At 48.8% G+C, this 20,136-nt stretch carries 16 protein-coding genes and 1 tRNA gene; 7 read left to right on the forward strand and 10 right to left on the reverse strand.

The genetic code is table 11. From position 1 onward, the window contains the following. Nucleotides 1–2 precede the first annotated feature (2 nt). Nucleotides 3–1,577: a hypothetical protein gene (locus EA392_06880; GenBank protein ID TVR39320.1), complete on the reverse strand. Its 1,575-nt coding sequence runs from the start codon at nucleotides 1,575–1,577 to the stop codon at nucleotides 3–5. 392 nt (nucleotides 1,578–1,969) lie between these two features. On the opposite strand from EA392_06880, the gene rpiB reads away from it, so the two are divergent. Both rpiB and EA392_06890 read left to right on the forward strand, forming a co-directional pair. Then, the gene (gene rpiB / locus EA392_06885) at nucleotides 1,970–2,401 is read left to right on the forward strand and encodes a ribose 5-phosphate isomerase B (protein ID TVR39321.1); all 432 of its coding nucleotides are present in this window, start codon (nucleotides 1,970–1,972) and stop codon (nucleotides 2,399–2,401) included. Next, complete coding sequence (locus tag EA392_06890) at nucleotides 2,398–3,963, forward strand: M28 family peptidase (protein ID TVR39322.1); 1,566 nt, start codon at nucleotides 2,398–2,400, stop codon at nucleotides 3,961–3,963. Before rpiB ends, EA392_06890 begins: the two co-directional genes overlap by 4 nt. Before the next feature lie 3 nt (nucleotides 3,964–3,966). Here EA392_06890 and EA392_06895 read toward each other — a convergent pair whose 3' ends face one another. From EA392_06895 to EA392_06930, 8 genes are all read right to left on the reverse strand, one after another. Then, nucleotides 3,967–5,292, reverse strand: a complete 1,326-nt coding sequence (locus EA392_06895) for a TlpA family protein disulfide reductase (protein TVR39323.1) — start codon at nucleotides 5,290–5,292, stop codon at nucleotides 3,967–3,969. Continuing rightward, on the reverse strand, nucleotides 5,205–6,749 hold the full coding sequence (locus tag EA392_06900) for an aldehyde dehydrogenase family protein (protein TVR39324.1): 1,545 nt from the start codon (nucleotides 6,747–6,749) through the stop codon (nucleotides 5,205–5,207). The genes EA392_06895 and EA392_06900 overlap by 88 nt, the downstream gene beginning before the upstream one ends. Before the next feature lie 167 nt (nucleotides 6,750–6,916). After that, the gene (locus EA392_06905; GenBank protein ID TVR39325.1) at nucleotides 6,917–7,852 is read right to left on the reverse strand and encodes a class I SAM-dependent methyltransferase; all 936 of its coding nucleotides are present in this window, start codon (nucleotides 7,850–7,852) and stop codon (nucleotides 6,917–6,919) included. Then, nucleotides 7,852–9,723 carry a tRNA uridine-5-carboxymethylaminomethyl(34) synthesis enzyme MnmG gene (gene mnmG / locus EA392_06910; protein ID TVR39326.1) on the reverse strand — a complete coding sequence of 624 codons (1,872 nt, stop codon included), beginning with the start codon at nucleotides 9,721–9,723 and terminating at the stop codon, nucleotides 7,852–7,854. The genes EA392_06905 and mnmG overlap by 1 nt, the downstream gene beginning before the upstream one ends. An 8-nt stretch (nucleotides 9,724–9,731) precedes the next feature. Then, the gene (gene ybeY, locus EA392_06915; protein TVR39335.1) at nucleotides 9,732–10,151 is read right to left on the reverse strand and encodes an rRNA maturation RNase YbeY; all 420 of its coding nucleotides are present in this window, start codon (nucleotides 10,149–10,151) and stop codon (nucleotides 9,732–9,734) included. Nucleotides 10,152–10,172: 21 nt separating this feature from the next. After that, on the reverse strand, nucleotides 10,173–10,583 hold the full coding sequence (locus tag EA392_06920; protein ID TVR39327.1) for an ATP-binding protein: 411 nt from the start codon (nucleotides 10,581–10,583) through the stop codon (nucleotides 10,173–10,175). A 26-nt stretch (nucleotides 10,584–10,609) separates the two neighbouring features. Next, entirely contained in the window at nucleotides 10,610–13,960 is a 3,351-nt protein-coding gene (locus EA392_06925) for a DUF4175 family protein (GenBank protein ID TVR39328.1), read from the reverse strand. Nucleotides 13,961–14,353: 393 nt separating this feature from the next. Beyond that, nucleotides 14,354–16,333, reverse strand: a complete 1,980-nt coding sequence (locus EA392_06930; protein TVR39329.1) for a T9SS C-terminal target domain-containing protein — start codon at nucleotides 16,331–16,333, stop codon at nucleotides 14,354–14,356. A gap of 113 nt (nucleotides 16,334–16,446) precedes the next feature. On the opposite strand from EA392_06930, the gene EA392_06935 reads away from it, so the two are divergent. The 3 genes from EA392_06935 (at nucleotide 16,447) to EA392_06945 (ending at nucleotide 18,457) form a co-directional block, all read left to right on the forward strand. Then, nucleotides 16,447–17,967, forward strand: coding sequence for a glutamate--tRNA ligase (locus tag EA392_06935; GenBank protein ID TVR39330.1), 1,521 nt, complete (start codon nucleotides 16,447–16,449; stop codon nucleotides 17,965–17,967). After that, entirely contained in the window at nucleotides 17,967–18,317 is a 351-nt protein-coding gene (gene folB, locus EA392_06940) for a dihydroneopterin aldolase (protein ID TVR39331.1), read from the forward strand. The genes EA392_06935 and folB overlap by 1 nt, the downstream gene beginning before the upstream one ends. 66 nt (nucleotides 18,318–18,383) lie before the next feature. After that, nucleotides 18,384–18,457 (forward strand) — tRNA-Cys (locus EA392_06945). 38 nt (nucleotides 18,458–18,495) lie between these two features. Here the strand turns inward: EA392_06945 and EA392_06950 are convergent. Further along, entirely contained in the window at nucleotides 18,496–18,831 is a 336-nt protein-coding gene (locus EA392_06950; GenBank protein TVR39332.1) for a hypothetical protein, read from the reverse strand. A 345-nt stretch (nucleotides 18,832–19,176) separates the two neighbouring features. Here EA392_06950 and EA392_06955 point away from each other — a divergent pair, with 345 nt between their 5' ends. Continuing rightward, nucleotides 19,177–19,641, forward strand: coding sequence for a hypothetical protein (locus EA392_06955; protein ID TVR39333.1), 465 nt, complete (start codon nucleotides 19,177–19,179; stop codon nucleotides 19,639–19,641). A gap of 15 nt (nucleotides 19,642–19,656) precedes the next feature. Continuing rightward, nucleotides 19,657–20,136 (forward strand): hypothetical protein (locus EA392_06960; protein ID TVR39334.1); only part of this gene is annotated, 480 nt, incomplete at its 3' end.

Genomic DNA, 20,136 nt, shown 5'->3' on the forward strand with positions numbered 1-20,136 from the left:
CATCAGTTTTCAATATCTCCGCCTTCAAGCAGTCCCTCTGCATCACCCTTTTGGACTTTGGTTCCGTTTATCTTGTATTCCAACCCGTTGCGGTATTTTATCGTGAGTTGCAGCATTCCTTCTTCGTTAAACGTTTTCCAGGTACCCACACGCAATCCGCTTTTGTACTTTCCTTCCTGCTTCAGCTGCCCATTCGGAAAAAAGTGACGGTGTCTTCCTGTTTCCAACCCCATGGCATATTCTCCTTCAAACCTTGTTTTGCCATCAAAGTAAAGGTATTTCCACACGCCGTGACGCTCACCATCCAAATAACTACCCCGTGCTTCATGTTCTCCCAATTTGTAATACCACTCCCCTTCTTTGCTGCCGTTGGAGTATTCACCTTCGGTAATTACTTCTCCCTCTGCATTGTATTCTACCGATTCTCCGTCCTCGTAGCCCCTGCGGTAATACTCTTTCCGCAGTACCGATCCATTTTCGTAGTACCAAATCCACTGTTTGTGCGGCTCTCCCTCTATATAAGAACCTTTTTGCAGAATCTGTCCTGATGGGTAGTAAAAAACCCAATCACCATCGCGTTTTGAATCCACATAACTGCCCTCAGACTTTATTTCCCCATCCGGATAGTAGTGGGTCCAGTACCCCTGGTAATAACCCGCCCTGTCTACAATACCTTTTCCTATTTTAACATCGTTGCTGTACATTACGCCATCTATAATGTCCCCACCGCTATCATAAATCCTGTGAATACCTTCTTTTCTTCCTTCCTTGTTGTAACCACCTGTTGAGCGAATGCTTCCATCGGGATAGTATGTGTTCTGTATATCAAGAACTTTTACTTCATCTGCATCCTCAACCAACATTCCGTTCTCGTATTTTTCGAGCGATAACAAGTTGCTTCTTCTGTCGAATGTCTTAAAAATACCATGTCTCAGGCCATTGGTGTAGGTGCCATCTACGGCAATATTGCCATTGGGATGGTAATCTACCCATCGCCCTGTTTTGCGACCTTCAGTATCGTATCTGTTAATAGTTTCCTGCCGGGTAACGAAACCGTTTTCATACCTGATTAGGGTGATGATTCTACCGTCCTTTCCATACTCAAAAGCAGGCCCCTGCTCTTTTCCAGCGTCAAAATCCACTTTTTTTCGCACTTCTCCGGTTTCGTAAAAAAACAGTGTTTCCCCCTGCCTGACGTCGCGTTCGTATTGAGCTACTTCTTTAACATTACCCTCGGGGTCATACCAGATTGTTTCACCGTGCCGTTTCCCTTCGCTGTATTTGATAGCACTCGTTTTGATACCCTCATGGTTGAAAAAAACCCATGTGCTGTCCAGCTCAAAGTTGGTTCTTTTGCCCTTGGATTTAATCGTGCCATCTGGATAGTATGTTTTCCAAAAACCATCAGGCTTACCATCTATCATCATGCCCTCACTGGAAACATTTCCGTTGGGATGGAAGAACTGCTCAAAGACTCCTTCCTGAGCCTGGGTTTTATTCATCCACAGCATACAACTTAAAAGAAGGAAATTTGAAAAAACCTTTCTTGTAGTTATTAGGCTGTGAAATGTGTTCATAAGTGTTGTTGCTTTTGATTGTTTTATGAGTTATGAGCGTTTAATAACAAGTTATTGACACCTGTGGTTTGCTGAAATATTTGGATACCACAATTTTCATCCCAAACAAAAGTACGTGTTGAAAATTACAAACGTGGAAAAGTTTAGCTGAGTTGTCGGTTTGAACTGTTGAAAAAGGTGTGTTTCAATGGCAGGAAAATTTCGTTGAATAGATTTTTTTTATTGACGAATTATTCTAAACAGCCCCTGTACTTAATTTTCCTAATGAAGTTTTCAACGTTTTTTAACACTACCATCACATGGATTGACCACCAAATGTTAGTAAAGTGAACACAACGTTAACCCCATAGTATTTAGCTACCTTTGGGAAGTAAAAATTGAATGAAAGAATAATGAAACAAATAGCAATTGGTTCTGACCATGCGGGTTATGAAATGAAGCAAGGTATTATCGCTTGGCTCAATGAGTTGGGTTATGATGTAACAGACCATGGAACAAATAGTGCGGACAGTGTAGATTATCCGGATTTCGCCCATGCTGTATCGTTGGATGTAGTGAATGGTAAGTGTGAGGTAGGTATTGTGTTGTGTGGATCAGCCAACGGTGTTAGTATGAGCGCCAATAAACACGCCGCTATTCGTTGTGCTCTTTGCTGGAATGAGGAAATTAGCCAGCTCGCACGACAGCATAATGATGCCAACGTACTGGCTATTCCGGCACGTTTTGTGACAGAGGAAGGTGCTCTTGCGATGGTTCAGGCTTTTTTGAATACTTCATTTGAAGGAGGAAGACACCAACGCAGGGTTGAAAAAATTGCTCCATGAAGAAATGGTTTTGTTTAGGGGTTTATACCCTGGCCTTGGTGGCTGTTGGTGCTGCCCAGCCATTCGATACAACAGGTACTCACTATGGAAAAAACATCCATGTTGATTCACTCAGAAAGTACCTTGAGGTTATTGCGTCTGACGAATTTGAAGGCAGAGAAACCGGTAAAAAAGGACAGAAGATGGCGGCGCATTACATAGCGGGGCATTTTGAAAGATTGGGCCTGCAGAAACCCAATGATTCAACCTACTACCAACCCTTTAACGTAAAGGAAGTGAGGATTGATGGTGGTTCAATTATAGTGGGTGGAAAGACATTCTCTTTTTTTTCTGACTTTTATTTCTACGAACCCCTTGCTGCAAGGGGTCTTCGAAATTTTAAGTCGTTGCATTTTTTGGGTTATGGTGTGGATGATTCATTGTACAGCGATTATGCGACTATTGCCAAAGTCCCCGAAACAGCCATAATCTGGGAGGGTGAGCCCGTAAAAGCGGATGGGGATTTTTTACTCACAGGTTCTGAATTGAATACGGATTGGAGCAAGGATTTCAGCAAGAAGCTGGATGCCGCTCGCAACAGGGGAGTGAGAAATCTGCTTATTGTGAATGAAGATTTTGGAAAAGCCATGAAACGCATGGGGTTTTATCTCACCATGCCGCGTATGACGCTGCCCAAAGAGAATGGCAAAGAACCGGACATGTCGGTGTTCTATATATCTCCGTCCATGGCCAAAGCGGTACTTGGTAAAGCGTATAAACCTGAAAAGTTACGGTTGCAGGCTGGGCGCGGCAAGGCTATTAGCTTTGAGGTGGCAGCTGAGGGGAGGATTGAAGTTCTTAAGGAAGGAGAACTGATAGGAACAGAGAATGTGCTGGGTATGATTGAGGGTTCATCCTTGAAAGATGAATATCTGATTTTAACCGCTCATTATGACCACTTGGGTATGCAAGGCGACGATGTATACAACGGAGCAGACGACGATGGTTCTGGAACTGTTGCATTGATGGAAATGGCAAGAGTACTCGCTGAGGCGAGAGACCAGGGTTATGTTCCGATGCGATCTGTGGTTTTCCTTGCGGTATCAGGAGAGGAAAAGGGATTGCTGGGTTCGGATTATTACACGCGAAATCCGGTGTATCCCCTGGAGCAAACCGTGGCAAATCTCAACGTTGATATGATCGGTCGGAATGATGACCGATACGAACCAGATAGTCGCTATGTCTATTTAATTGGCTCGGATAAGTTAAGTTCGGTGCTGCACGAGATAAGTGAAAAAACCAATGAGGAGTGTTGCAATATTACGCTTGATTATAAGTACAATGACCCCAATGATCCCAACAGGTTTTACTATCGCTCAGACCACTACAATTTCATCAAGAACGATATTCCGGCTATCTTTTACTTCAGTGGGGTGCATGAAGATTATCACAAGCCCGGAGACACTGCCGACAAGATACAATATGGAAAGATGCGGGATGTGGTGGCTCTGATTTTTAATACCGCATGGAGCATTGCCAATACCCGCAGAGAAATAACAGTTGACGTGGTGGACGCCCCGTGATTGCTATTCAGCTGTAAGCTCAGCAACAATGGCGGCAATCCCGGAGGTGTATTGCTGGTACAGTTCTGCAGTGCCTGGTCCGGTAAAGCCCGAAGTGGCGTAGCGCAACCTTCCTTTCTTATCAATAAACATGGTGGTTGGATAGGCATCTACCGACTGAATCATGGGGAACCTTTCTGTGGCGAATGATTTCTGAGCGGGACCGCCGTAGTATGATGCAAAAGGAATATTGAAATTTTGAAAAAGACGCTTGATTTTAGCTTCGCATACGGCAAGTTCCGTATCGTATTCAAACGCAACAGGAATGACTTCAAACGCGTTCTCAAATCGAAGTTCAGTTAAAAATCGTAATTCATCGTGGCAGTTCGGACACCAACTGCCAAACAGGGTAACGATGGTCACTTTGTCTTTGAAATATTCTTCGTTGAACTCAACCTCCTCACCATTCCAGCGGGAGGCCGAGAATTGCATGGGTTGATTTTCCACCAAGGGAGACTGTTTAATTGCTCCAAGCTCGGAGCCGTTTGTTTTGGGTCGTCCTACCCATGTCATAGGTGGGTTATTGGTGCTCATGAAGGTGCCGAGAATGGAATCACCGGAGAATGAAGCGTCAAAAAGATACAAGTATCTGCCATCGAATTTAGTGAGCCAGAAACCGTCGCGGGTGGTTAGTCCTTCAAGGTAGCGATAATCTCCCGTGGGCGTGAGGAAAGTCCCGCCCGCATATTCATCGCCCAGTTGAAATTGTCCTACGGCATTCCAGCTATTGGGCTCCTTTGGCCTGAAAACAACCTCGAAGAAAGCAGATGGATTGTGAGCGACTTTAGCTCTTGATGCGGGTTGAGCGGTGAACGGAAGTCTTATCGTGCCGCAGTCGCGATGCCATTGGCCTGTAATATGTACAGCATCTTGTTGCACAAAAGATATGGTGCCCCCGTAGTGCGGAAAGGTGAACCATGCGGTATCATTTTGTACTGCTGACTTTTCCAGAACGATTCGTTCTTCGCCATTAACAATGGTGAATGTGTCGTTGGTCCGCGTAAACCGAAACGGTACATCACCGTGGTCTGTATGCATGATGGCCAACCAGGCGGTAGCGCGTACATCCTCATGCTTCATGCTGGGGCTGCAAGCAACGAGCGCTAAAACGAGGAAACCAAAAGCGAAATACCGTTTCACGCTCCGAATGTAATGAAGCTCAAAAAAATTGTAGCAAGCGGTTTTGCAGGAAAATACGATTCCTACAAGTCGAACTGGATACCTTGAGCAAGAGGAAGGTTGTCGGAATAGTTGATGGTATTGGTTTGACGACGCATATAGATTTTCCATGAATCAGAACCGGATTCGCGTCCTCCACCGGTGTCCTTTTCTCCTCCAAAAGCACCACCTATTTCAGCACCGCTGGTACCGATGTTCACATTTGCGATACCACAGTCGCTGCCGGCGTAACCCAGGAATTGTTCAGCTTCTTTGAGGTTGTGAGTCATGATAGCGGAAGAAAGTCCTTGATCTACCCCGTTCTGCATCTGAATTGCCTGATCGAGCGTGCTGTATTTCATCACATAAAGAATTGGGGCAAATGTTTCTGCTTGTACAATTGCCATATTGTTTTGAACCTCAGCTATGCAGGGGCGAACATAGCAACCACTTTCGTAACCCTCACCACTTAATACACCACCTTCTACAAGCATGTTTCCTCCCTGTTCTTTTACCTGGTTGATGGCCTTTTGGTAGGCAGCTACGGCATCCGTGTCAATAAGAGGACCCACGTGGTTGGATGAATCCAGAGGAGATCCAATTTTTAATTGTGAATAGGCTGCCTTTAGTTTTTCTACCACGGTGTCGTAGCTGCTTTCGTGGATGATAAGGCGTCGTGTAGAGGTGCAGCGCTGTCCGGCGGTTCCTACGGCGCCAAATACAGCCCCGATAATGGTGAGCTTGAGGTCTGCGTTGGGTGTTACGATAATGGCGTTGTTTCCTCCCAGTTCCAGAAGCGATTTACCGAGGCGTTGTGCAACGGCTGCTCCAACAATGCGACCCATGCGGGTTGAACCGGTTGCCGAAACCAAAGGAATGTTTTTGTCATGACTCAGGTATTCTCCTACTTTGTAATCGCCGTTGATGATGCACGAAATACCTTCGGGCAGGTTGTTGGCCTCCGCTACTTTGTTCCAGATATTCTGACACGCGATTGAACATAAAGGCGCTTTTTCGGATGGTTTCCACACGCAAACATCTCCGCACACCCATGCGAGGGCCGCGTTCCACGACCATACTGCTACCGGAAAATTGAAGGCTGAGATGATTCCAACTACGCCCAGCGGATGATACTGCTCGTACATACGGTGTCCGGGTCGTTCAGAGTGCATGGTAAGGCCGTAAAGTTGTCGCGAAAGACCTACGGCAAAATCGCATATATCTATCATTTCCTGAACCTCACCCAGACCTTCTTGCAAAGACTTACCCATTTCATAGGAAACAAGTTTACCCAATGCGGCTTTGTGTTCTCTGAGGGCGTCGCCAAATTGTCGCACAATTTCGCCTCTCTTGGGCGCAGGAACCTGTCGCCATACTTTGAATGCGCTGAGAGCTTTTTCCATTACAGCGTCATAATCCTCTCGTGTGGCGGCCTGAACAGATGCAATGGGTTGACCATCTACAGGAGAAGAACTCAGGATTTCACTGCCTGAAGCTAAGAAGTTTTTACCCGTGGAACACCCGAGGTTGGTGTGCTTGATGCCGAGTTCTTTCATTTCGGCTGCAATGGGAAGTGTTGTCTCGATCATGATGAAATGTTTTTGGAGGCACAAAGCTACTTACTTTGAAGCAGACTTATGTATTGTTGTATGGAAGATGGCTTTGATGGGGTTGAATGGTGGGCGGTGCCCGAAAAACACAGATAAACAGCAAGTTATAGTGCCGGGCCGGTTTAAGGAACTTCTGGGTGAAGGAATCATGTTGCACCAGCGGGGGCAGTTGATGCAAAAACGGGCAGTTTATCGTCGCGACTTTGCAAAACGTAGATCAGACTCGACCATTCTGCGTTGGAAAGTGCCCTGATGTTGGATTGTGCGCCCTTAAAAATGCCTTTTGCCATATTCCCCTGCTTGTATTTTTCACTGAGGATAGAGACGTAAAAAGCATCAAAAGGCATTGCAATGGTGTGTGTGATACTCATGCCTATTTTTTGGGCCAGGTGCTCCATGGACTTTTGGGAGAAGTGAAACAGATGCCGCGGCACGTCATAGGCGGCCCAATGTTCGTGGTAATGTTGTGCATCAAAAGACTTGTAGTTTGGTACAGCAATGATGATGGTTCCACGTGGAACAAGCTTAGATTGCAACTGGCGCAAAGTTTGGACTGGGTCGTAGGTGTGTTCCAATACGTGCCAAAGAGTAATCACGCCAAAGCTGGTTTTTAGCGACGAAAGCTGATGAGCCGGATATGCTTCTACTCCTTTTTCAATGGCGCGGTCTCTTGCTTGTGCATCCGGTTCCAGCCCGATGCATGAGATATTTTTTTGCCGGCAGTAGTTGAGAAAATCTCCGGTACCACACCCAAAATCGAGGAGGTTTTCGCCGTTGAGATGCTTTTTAACCAGATTGAGTTTGGAGCGCAGGGTGATTTGTTTTACGCGCTGGTACAGGTATGCAACAAGTCCTTTTTGAGAGTCGGAATGCGACACATATTCTTCAGACTGGTAATACCTGGAAATTTCTGACGGGGGAGGCTGGGGTTTTGTTTGAAGTGTTTCACACGTACCACAACGGATCAATGAAAAGGGTTCATCAGACAAAAACCAATCGCGCGTATCGAGAAAATGAGACCGGTTGCCGTTTGAACAAACAGGACAAACGGAGCTATTTTTTGAGTGTTCCACGTGAAACATTAACGACCCACGTACACCATTAGCACCGAAATATCGGCGGGCGATACACCGCTGATTCGCGAGGCCTGACCCATGGTGGCGGGCTTGATTTCTGAAAGTTTTTCCCTGGCTTCAGCCGAAAGGGCAGTAAGCTGGCAATAATTGAGGTCGGGGTTCAGGCGTATATGCTCGAGACGCGCAAACTTTTCGGCCATCTCATGTTCCTTCGAAATGTAGCCCTCGTACTTCATCAGTATCTCAGCTTGCTGAAGCGCATCCTCGCGGATGTCGTTTGTGTGCAAATAGTCTTTCAGGGCTGAAGAGCCCTCGCACAATTCGTGCAGCGTAATACCCGGGCGCGTGATGACTTGTGAAAGCTTTACTTTTTGCTTCAGCGGACTGGATTTTTCGCGCTCCAGAACGGGGTTCATTTCGTTTGGTTCACAACTGGTGACGTTGAAAAATTGAAGCACGTGCTCATAGTGCCGCCGCTTCTCTTCAACCAGTTTCATCCTCTCTTCGGATGCAAGGCCAAGGGCGTGCGATTTGGGAGTCAAGCGCTCGTCGGCATTGTCCTGACGCAACATGATTCGGTATTCGGCCCTTGAGGTAAACATCCGGTAGGGTTCATCCGTTCCTTTGGTCACAAGATCGTCAATGAGCACGCCGATGTAGGCTTCGGAACGGTCGAGTACAAACGGATCCTGCTCACGGATTTTGAGATGAGCATTGATGCCCGCCATGAGCCCCTGACACGCCGCTTCTTCATAGCCGGTTGTTCCGTTGATCTGTCCCGCAAAATAAAGCCCTGAAGCCACTTTGGTTTCCAGGCTGTGATATAGCTGCGTAGGAGGGAAGAAGTCGTATTCGATGGCATATCCGGGACGGAACATTCTTGCATTCTCAAAACCGGGAATTTCGCGCAAGGCTCGCATCTGGACGTCTTCGGGTAAACTCGTAGAAAACCCGTTCACGTATATTTCAATGGTTCTCCAGCCCTCCGGCTCCACAAAAATCTGGTGCCGGTCGCGATCGGAAAAGCGCTCAATTTTATCTTCAATAGACGGGCAATACCGGGGTCCTAATCCTTCGATACGCCCGTTAAACATCGGCGACTTATCAAAACCTGTGCGCAGAATATCGTGAACCGTGTTATTGGTGTAGGTGATGTGACAGCTTCGTTGGTTTTGGAGCGGCGAAGTGGAAGGGTGGAAAGAAAATTTACCGGGAATTTCGTCGCCTTTCTGCTCTTCCATTTTGGAGTAGTCCAGCGAGCGACCGTCAATACGGGGAGGAGTACCGGTTTTCATACGACCACTTCGAAAACCGAGGTCGCGAAGTTGTTCAGTGATTCCCGTTGCCGCTCGTTCGCCTGCGCGTCCTCCGCCAAACTGTTTCTCACCCAGGTGAATCAAACCGTTGAGAAAGGTACCATTGGTCAATATCACAGCCCTGCTCTCTATTTCAAGGCCCATACTTGTTCTCACCCCGCATACCTTGTCGCCCCGCACCAAAATTCCCGACACCATATCCTGCCAGAAATCTACCCCGGGAGTTTGCTCGAGCATCATGCGCCACTCTTCAGCAAAACGCATACGGTCGTTTTGGGTACGGGGGCTCCACATGGCGGGTCCTTTGCTTCTGTTCAGCATTCTGAACTGTATCATACTGAGGTCGGTAACAATGCCGGAGTATCCCCCTAAGGCATCTATCTCTCTGACAATCTGACCCTTGGCAATACCTCCCATAGCAGGGTTGCACGACATTTGCCCTATGGCATTCATGTTCATGGTGATAAGCAGCACGGATGACCCCAAGTTGGCAGCGGCTGCGGCAGCTTCGTTGCCGGCGTGCCCGGCACCCACTACAATAATGTCGTATTTTGCAAGCATATAGGCTGTTAAAAGCCCCGCAAAGATAGGTAATAATCCTCCTTTTGCCTCATGTTCTCCTGCTCGGTGGGGCTCTTGTCGGCGTAGCCCAACAGGTGCAGCAATCCGTGAATAAGCAGCCTGTGTACCTCGTCGGGCACGCTCACGTTATAGGTGGCTGCGTTTTCGCGGGCTCGTTCGATGCTGATATACACATCTGCCCGCAAGCGATGGTCTTCGGCGTAATCAAAGGTGATGATATCGGTAAAGTCGTCGTGGCGCAAAAAGCGCTTATTAATCTGGTGCAGATAATGATCGCTGCAAAAGATGTAATTCACCTCGCGCACTTCGCGTTGGTGATCTTCAACGGCAGTCACAAGCCAGTTGCGGATTTCAGATTTTTGGGTGAGCCGGTAAGGGAGGTCTTCGTTAAAGAAGTAAAACGGCAATTTGCGCGTCACTGCAAAGCGCTATTTCAGGTTGTTGAAATTGAGCTCAACCACCGCGCCATTATCTTCAAACGAAACGGAGTCTGCTAAGTGGCGCATCAGGAAAACCCCCCGACCGTTTGGTTTTTCGAGGTTTTCGGGCGAGGTTGGGTCGGGCACGTTTTCGTAATCAAAACCCGGACCTTCATCTGTAATTTTGCAGGTAAGCTTGCCGTTGTTGGTAATGAACTCCACGGTCACTTTAGCCTCCGGGTTTTCGCGGTTTCCATGGGTAATGGCGTTGTTTACGCCTTCGGTGATTGCTATCAGGATGTTGCCGTAGTGCTCCTCGGTTATACCGTGTTCGGCACAGATGTCGTCAATCATCTTTTCAATCACAGCGATGTTTTCCACGCGAGAGTCAATCGCTACTTTCTTGATGTCGGGTGACATAGTCAGTGGGTCAGATGAAATCATGGTCAGAGGCCAAATTTAATGAAATATTCGTTGACTTTGTTTTTGTAGTATGGCTTGAGCGACGGAGGCATGGTTTTAAGCAGTTCAATCTCGCGTTGCTTTCGCTGATTATACTCGAAAAACTCGCCAGGGTTACTAAGTGAATAATCTTTTGCTTCCTTGCTTTCGCGTTTTTCATCCAGTTCACGCTCTCGCTCGGCGCGCTCTGATTCCAGAAGCCGGATCATAATATCCTGTTGGCGACGTAGGGTCTCAGGTCGGATGTTCTTGTTCACAATGTCTTTCTCGATTTCCTCCATCTCTTTGGCGAGTTTGTTCAACTCATTGCCTGAACCGGAGCCGTCTTTGTTGAGTTCCTGAGCCATCTGCTCAATGGCTTTCCGAATGGCGGCCTGCTCTGCGGCCATTTTGGCGAGCTCCTTGCTCATGCCGTCTTTGCCCCCGCTACCCGTTTTGCCTTTGTTCTGCCCCATCATTTTTTCCATCTCGGCTATTTTCTTACCAAGCTGATCCTGCATTTGCTGCAAGGAAGAAGGAGAGGGTTTGCTGCCCTGTCCGCCGGGTTTTTGGCAGTTTCCCGTGCCGGGCTGACCCTGGGCCATTTGCTGTTGCATTTGCTGCAGCGCTTCGTCCAATAGTAGTGCAAGGTTGTTGATAGCGGTCATTACGTATTGTTGGTGCGTACGCGCCTGAGGGGTCTGGCGCTCGGCGAGATGTTCAATGGTTTTACCCATGTTTTGATTGATGGCTGAAATTTCGCGGTTCACGATACTTTGCAATTGCTCTACGCGTTTGGAGAGTGCAAACAAACTATCTTCAACCATTTTCGCGTCGTCTTTCACCTTTCGTTGCAATTGGGACAACTCGGTGTAACGAGGGTCTTTTTTGTCTATACTGGCCAGCTCTTCCATGATGTCCTCCTGATCGAAGCTAAGCTGAATCAGGTTGTTGAGCAAGCGTCGAAGGTCATCCATATTCTCCTGGGCAGACTCTTCTTGCTGGGCTGCCATCATTGCCGCCATTGCGTTGGCCATTTGCTTCATTTGCTGTGAAGCGTTTTGTTGCGATTCAGAGGCTTTGTCTTTCTGATCCTGCTGAAGCTGGTCGGAGCTGTCCTGCATATCTTGCTGAATGGATTCCTCCATGGGGCCGGTATCTTCCATGTCCATGGGGTTTTCCAGGTCGGCGTTTTTCTCTTTAATGTCTTCCAGGTCTTTCCGCAGCTCTTCAAACTTTTCATTCAGCGCATCCTGCTTCTCCTTTAAGTCATCACTGTCCATTTCTCCAGACTCGGTTTCCTGCGCCAGCTCTTCCTGCTCTTTGGCCAGTTCTTCCAGCTTATCGAGTGTTTCTTCCATCTTCATTTCAAGCTCCAGCTGCTTGAATTGCTCCAGCGCGCGATCCAACTCTTTTTCCACGTCTTTGTTGTCCCATTTCATCTGGTCGAGCTCCTCCTGAATCTTATCCTTGTCGAGTTTTTCCATCAACTCCTCAAGGCGCTCGTACATTTCGCGCATTTCGTCGGTCATAATCTGGTCAAACAGCTCTTCCAGCCGGCGCTGCTTTTCCAGAATTTGTTCGTCAACTTGTTGGTACTCCTCCTGGCGCATATTGCTCCGCTTTTGCTGCTCTTTCATCTGGTCAATGCGCTTCTGCATATTTTGTTGCTTCTTCACCAAATCTTCCAGCTTCTTTTGGTCTTGCCAGGTGAGTTCCTTTTTCTCGAGTAGTTCCCGACTCAACTCTTCCGCTTCCTTTTGCAGCATTCGCGCTTCTTTCATGCTCTTTTCGAGATCTTCTTTAATCTGGCGATTGCTGTCGTCGCGCTCAGCTACTAGCTCATCATGGGTAGGGGCACGGTACTGCAGGGTTTGTGAGCGACTGGATTTCGCGCCGTTTACGCCATCGTTGTCCCACACTTCAAAAAAATACTCAACCGACTCGCCGGCTTTGAGCCCTAATTCACGCAAATTCCAGAAGTGGAAGAACTGCTGTTGGGTTTGGTCTGCGGCTACACCCAGATTAACGCGCTGCAAATCGCGGGGCCGTGTTTCGTCCTTGGTTTCGGCAAAGCGGTAGTTGAAGGTGAGTCGCGTAAAGCCGTAGTCGTCCTTGATCAACCCGTTGAAATACTTCAATTTCTGGCTTGCGGTGTCCGAGCGCTCTTCAACCTCAATGGTTGGGTAACGGTCGGGAACCACCTGTATGCGAAAGGGCAGGCTGTCGCGACGCTGCACAAGTTTATTGGTGGCTTGCACAGCGTAGCGTTGATCCTCGTTTGCCTGTGCGGCAAAGTCAAATCGACCTGAACCTGAGCGGCTCAACGACTGCCATTGCCCGTTCATCCACATCCGGAGGTCATCTACATCTTTGGTGTGAAACTGCCAGGATATCAACGTTCCTTCTGGCACGGTAATGTTGCCCGTGTTGCGAAAAGATTCGGCTGGACGACCTGTGTATTTTGGGTACTCAAGCTGCACCGAAAAGTGAAGCAGCACAGGAGCGGCCAATGCTTTAAGCACGTACACTTCCGAGCGAAATCCGCCCGCTTCAAACCAAAAAGGAACATCGGCCTGCACCGACCGGAATTTGTGCAGGTGACGGCTTGTACCTTCTTTCTTCATGCGGCTGCGCTGGTCACTGGCCACGATGTACACGTTTTCAGGAATGGCATCGCCCTGCATTTGCAATGTGAGCAAAAAGTCTTCCTGCGTGGCGGCCTCCAACGATTCATTCTGAATCACAAACTGAAAAGGAGCAACTGGCTCAAAGGCCTCGGTGTGGCGCACAATACGCGTGGTGGAGTCTGTCAGCACGTTTGGCGCGGCAATCAAAAGTACCACCATCACCATAAACGGCGGAAGCGCGTATTTGAGGTAGCGCTTGTTTTCACTTAAATTGATGGCATCGGTAAAGGGAACCGGACGCAGCTCTCTGGTTTTTTGCTCGATACTGGCCAGCAGCAGCGGACTGGGGTTGCTGCGGTGCTGCGACTCAAGCTGAAGGGTGTTGAGCAGCTTGTCTTGCACATGGGTAAAATGCTTACCAATAATACGCGCTGCCTGCTCGTGCGAGATGAGCTTTCCCAAACGCATCAGGCGCATCAACGGAATGGCAATGTAGTGCACCATCAGCCCGAGTGAGCCGAGCAGGAGGCTGTAAAACATGATGCTCCGGATAACCGGTGTGAAGTTCCCGAAATACTCCAGCAGGGCCAGCACGAGGTAGGACGCCAGAATGAGCCCCACGCTGTATAGCACACCGCGGATAATCTGGTTCTTGTAATACTTTCGGGTAAACGCGTCGAGCTTGTCGAGTAACTCGCGGTAACTGTTGTTTTCTGCTTGCTTCACGGTTCTTGAACGTCATTCGGGCCGGGATGTTTTACGGCCAACTACCAAAGTTACGGGTTATTCGCATGCAACAGAAGGGCCAATGGGTCTTTAACATTTGTTTCGGGCAATCGAGTAGGGGGTAAAGGGAGGTAATCAACCTAACATTGCCGTCCACTGAACAAATCTGACGCCAGGTAAAGTATTCTTCTCGGCAAGTTTGAGGTGAGATAGGGGGCTTTCACACCTCAACTCTCAAGAGATTCCCCTCGCGAAACACCCATCGTGTCCGCATTCCGGGTTGTGTCAACCTACTTTAGGACGACACCCCTGTGTGTATACCAGGCATACCAAACAAAAAACAGCCGCTCTAAGGCGGCTGCTTTGTATTGTTATGTCCGTTTACCTGTGGAATCAGAACACCACGATGCGCAGGGAGGCCCGGCCTTCTTCGTGGGTGAGAACCACCAGATAGGTGCCCGTAGCAATTCCCTCCAGGCTGAAGTACTGATAATTGAGGTTGTGACGGTTGAGTTGACCGTAGTTTCGCACCAGTCGCCCCTGAAGGTCTATCAGGGTAATTTCTACATCGCGATCCAGTTCTGTGTGCGTGCGAAGGTTGAACCCTTCGCGCGCGGGGTTCGGAAAGAGAGTAAACTGAGCAGGGCTGAGTTTGTGCTCCTGAACCGATACGGTGCTTTGCGCAATAGAGGAGGTGATCGTACAACCGTAGTCAGTGGTTACAATTACCCAGTAATTGCCGGCCGTTTCAGTAACGAGCACGGGGCCGTTCGCTCCTTGCACGGGAATCCCATTGAAAACCCATTGATAGGTTTCAAACATATCAGGAACGGATAGCGTAGCACCATCGGCACCAACAGTAATACTTACGGCGGGGCATACCAACAGCGAATCCGACATTACCTCACAGCCGTAGTCTGTGGTGATGAACAAGCTGTACCATCCAAATTCTGAAACGGTGAAGAACGATTGTGTAGCTCCGGAAATCGGGTTGCCCTCATAATACCACTGGTAACTGCTGTAGTTTCCAGGCGTGCTCAACAAGCCGGTGCTGGCGTTGTAATTGAGAGCAGGATTGGGGCAGAGGATAAACGGAGCACTCATGTTGCTGCAGCCAAAGCCGTTCTGTACCTCTACGTGATACACCCCCGGCGCGGGGTTGAACAGGGAGCTTTCCGTTCCGCCGGGTATCACGCTGCCGTTGAAGTACCACGTATAGGCGATAAATGTGCTGTCTTCATTTACCACAAGGTTGTTACCTGATTGGGTGACCACAGGATGCGGAGCAGGGAATACCGTGATGGTTTCCGTATTGGTAAACACCTCTGTGGGCGAAATGTCAACCACCAGGAAGCCGGCAGTGCCTGTAGGCTCGCTGAAATTAATTACTCCAGGCCCCGAAATATCGAAGGCAAAAATCCCAAGGTCGTCGTCCGCCGAGATTAAGTCTTCATCCCACACCTGAATGGTATAAGGCCCGTTGTTGGCGATGACAGTGAGGCCCGTCCAGCTTCCGGTTAGCGTATTGCTGGTGGACGGAGACTGGTAAATGAGGTTGGAGTTTGCATCGCGAATTTGGACGTAAATGTCGGGCAAAATGCCAAAAAGTCCAGAGCAGGTAGGCTCTTCAATATCTCCGCACCAGTTGTCGTTTACCGAAAGCACATGCACCTCGGTAATCACAAACTGATAGAACGTGGTTTCAAGTGTTACTTCGTAAGTGCCGGTGTCGGGGAAGAGCTGAGCCGGAGGCACCTGCTGATCACTGGTTTCACCGTTTCCAAAATCCCAACTCCATGAAGTGGGGTTGGGGGAGGCGTTGAGCAGGCCTTCAAACTGCACCACTGCAGAGTCGCACCCCACGTTGGTATCGAAGATAAACGAAAAGTTTCCGCCTGAGCCCGGAAGCACAGTTAAATCGAGCGTAAAGGCTTGTGGCTGGTTCAGCTCAATACCAAAAGAGGGCACAAACACCGTGGCTACAATGTTGATGTTAATGGTGAAATTACCCGCGCTCAACGGGGTACCGCAAATTCGTGCGCAGCCGTGCTCATTTTCTGAAGGTATGTACAGACCGTTGGGCTGATTCAGCTCCACGCTCAGGCCAAAAGGAAGGCCAGTGGTTCCCGTAACCTGCACCTGCAAAAACTGTACGTCCAGACCGGCGTCGGGCTCAAAAAACTCTGAGGGCAGGTAAAAGTGAATATCGGTTTCGTAAAACTCGCCCGCTGTGGCGTCAGGCAGTGTTTCCGGACAAAGCGTCGGAAAAGCCGGAGTGAGCACACATGAGGTGTCAGGCGTGCATGTACCACACTGGGCAGCAGCATTCAAAGAGAAACCCAACAGGGCAATGAGGGGTAATAAAAATCGCATACAGATTGGTTATTGGTTCAGCTTGTAATATTACAGAATTTGCAGAACACACAAGCGTTCGATGCGTTTTGTTGCGCGTCCATTCTGCTATCTTTGCGCAAAATTTTGAAAGCATGACTGAAAAGCCGGTTCGAGTGCGATTTGCTCCCAGCCCTACGGGGCCTCTTCACATGGGCGGAGTGCGCACAGCACTGTACAATTACCTTTTTGCCAAAAAGCACGGAGGGACCTTCTTGCTGCGAATTGAAGATACCGATCAAACACGGTTTGTACCGGGGGCTGAAGAGTACATCATCGAAAGCCTGAAATGGTGTGGCATTGTGCCTGATGAGGGGCAATCTTTTGGAGGAAACGACGGTCCCTACCGACAGTCCGAGCGAAAGAACCTGTACCGCCAATACGCCGATCAGTTGATAGAAAGCGGCCACGCCTACTATGCTTTTGATACCCCCGAAGAACTGGATGCTGTGCGCGAGCGCGCCAAACGGGCAGGTGTGGCCTCCTGGCAGTACAGCAACATTACCCGCAGCAGCATGAAAAATTCGCTCACCCTCTCTGAAGATGAGGTGAAAGCAAGGCTCGATGCCGGTGACTCGTATGTGATTCGCATCAAAATGCCCCGCAACGAGGAAATTCGCGTGCAAGATATCATACGGGGATGGGTTGTGGTGAACAGCAACCAGCTGGACGATAAAGTGCTCTACAAAAGCGACGGCATGCCAACCTACCACCTCGCCAACATTGTAGATGACCACTTGATGAACATTTCTCACGTAATTAGGGGTGAAGAATGGCTGCCCTCAGCACCGTTGCATGTATTGCTCTATCAGCACCTTGGCTGGGAGGCACCGGAGTTTGCGCATCTACCCCTGCTGTTGAAGCCCGATGGCAACGGCAAACTCAGCAAGCGCGACGGCGACAGGCTGGGTTTCCCCGTATTTCCGCTTGAGTGGACGGACCCTGTGAGCGGTGATAAATCTTCGGGTTACCGTGAGAACGGATACTTTCCCGAGGCATTTATCAACATGCTCGCCCTGCTGGGGTGGAATCCGGGCAACAACCAGGAGTTTTTTACACTGGATGAACTTGTGGAGGCCTTCAGCCTGGAGCGTGTTGGGAAGTCCGGATCCAAATTCGACCCCGACAAAGCGCGTTGGTTCAATCAGCACTACCTGAGGCTGCAGTCTGACGAAAGCCTTGCCCGGTCATTGATGCCGCATATTAAAGATCATGGCATAGAGGCTGACCTGAGCTACGTAGTTCGCGTGGTGGCCCTCCTGAAGGAGCGCGCGGTGTTTGTAGTGGATATGCTGGAGGGACTCTACTTGTTTCAGCGGCCCTCGAAATACGACGAGGGTACGCTGAAAAAGAAGTGGAAAGAAGATACCCCGGCCGTGCTGCGCGAGCTCAAGGAGCGCTTTGCTGCCGTGGAAAGTTTCAACGCTGCAGGTGCTGAAGAGGTGTTCAAAGCCTTGCTGGAGCAAAAAGGGCTTGGTTTTGGTGCCGTAATGCCCAACCTGCGGGTATTGATTACAGGGCAGGGAATGGGACCTTCGTTGTTTGATGTTTGCGAGCTATTGGGGCGCGAGGAGGTCTTGGCTCGCATGGAGTCTGGATTACAAAAACTGGGCTAATGGGGATTATCAGGGTAAGCGGTATTACGGTGTATGCCTATCATGGCTGCCTGGAGGAAGAGTCGCTGATAGGTAGTGAATACAGGGTAGATGTTTCCTTGCACTGCGACTTTTCATCGGCCGCTGCCAGCGACAAGCTCGACGAAACCATTGACTATGTGCGCGTGCATGAAATTGTGCGCGAACAAATGGCGGTGAGGTCCAAACTTTTGGAACACGTTGGCAGGCGCATCATTGAGGCCACTAAAGCCGAGTTTAACATGTTGAAACAGGTTACGGTACAAGTGGCTAAAATCAACCCACCCATCAACGGAATGGCCCGTGAAGTGAGCATTGAGATCACGGGCTGAGCATTTTTGAAACGTAATTTTTGATGGCTACGTAAAAAAGCTAACTTTGCGTGCCCTTTTTAAGAAGGTTCCGTGGCCGAGTGGCTAGGCAGAGGTCTGCAAAACCTCGTACAGCGGTTCGAATCCGCTCGGAACCTCCAAAAAGACCCCGAATTTACCGGGGTCTTTTTTTTTTGCACTACTTCTGAAAAGTCTTCCCGTCCAGCACCATCGTCCAACCGTATTCTGTTTGCTTGGGAGCCTGGTCAATATTGAAGCGCTGGTTTACAAAAAGAGCCGAAATGCGGAGCGTGCTGCTGTCAATAACCAACCGTCCACCGGTAATGGTTTTCGTGGCGCTACCACTGTATTCGGTGTAGTCGGCCCTGCCGTTGGAGTACAGCGTCATCTGAATACCCGGGCCGTACCAGCTTCCCTGGTAGTTGGCATAGGCGCCTTCCAGCTCCGTTTTTTTGCAGCCCATAAACGGACCCAGCATAAGGGCAAGCGCAAAAAGTAAAAATACTTGTCTCATAAATGAAAGTGTAAAGGTTAGGGGGCTAAGTTAGTTTTTTGGTTTTCGGAATCAAAGTGTTACTGGGCATAGCGAGGTGGTGTACTGAGGTCAGGTAGCTTAGACTGTTTCGGAGGCTATTTCTCCTGCAAGTTCGTTACGGCGCTAAAACAGCCGAATATGCTCTAAACCCGGTGAAGACCCGGATTAGCGTATCGACTCGCTAGGCTGCTAAGTCTATCGAGGCCTCCGGCTTACAATAAGAAATGACGTTTTTTGGCAGGATTGCTGTCGCGATTCTTGATGTTGGTTACTTCAACCCCATTCAAAAGTTTCTTTGCATATTGTGCAGCAAAGCTTTGACCCATGAAGAACCTATGGCTGTATGTTACGATCGCTCTATTGGGGGCAGCTTGTCACCCCGAAGGCCGCGTATTTGTTGAACACCAGAAACTCTCTCCCCAAATAGAGTGGTTGAAGGAAGATGTTAAAACCTTTAAGGTGCCGATTGAAATCCCCGGCGAATACCATCTGCGCCTGGCATTTCGCTACGCAAATGGCTACCAATACCGCGTAGCCTTGGTTAAAGTGACCGAAATTTCGCCGTCCGGCAAAGAATCCGTTTACGAATACGAACTTTCCATACGCGATGAAAACGGGGATTATATGGGTGAGCCCGGCTTTGATATCTGGGACAGTGAACACCTCGTGGAGCCAAATAAAACTTTTTCTGAAACCGGCACCTACACCTATCACATTGAGCACAACATGCCCCGCGACCCCTTGCATTACGCCATGGAAATCGGAGTGATTCTTGATGAAATTGAGTAAAGGCACGTTTCAGAGATGATTAAGCTGTTGCACCTGATACTCTTTGTGAGCACTTTTATGGTGCCTGCCGTGCATTCTCAGAACAGTCTGGATTTTGCATTTGTCGTTCCGGAGGGGTTTAAGCTCATGGAGCAGAGTGAGTACAGAGCGATGTATCAGAACAACAGAGGACACACCTTTGCTTACAATTTTGGCAAACAGACTATTGAAAAAGAAAACGAGCTGGATGTCCTGGTGCCGATATACATGTACACGCTTTCGTTGTCGATGGATGATTTTGAGCTTTGGGCACACGGAAAGGATTTTGTGGTAAATGACCAGAATTACTACTGGATGGAATATGTGAGTTCTTCGGGCGAAAATGAGCTCTATCATTTTTCATACGTCACCACGAACAGCAAGAAACTGATAACACTGGCTTTTGCGTGCCCTATAGAGGATGCCGACGCATTCGCTGAAGTTGTAGTAGATGTTTTGAGTTCAATAGAGTATATC

Source organism: Cryomorphaceae bacterium, from assembly GCA_007695365.1.
Lineage (GTDB): Bacteria > Bacteroidota > Bacteroidia > Flavobacteriales_D > SKUL01 > SKUL01.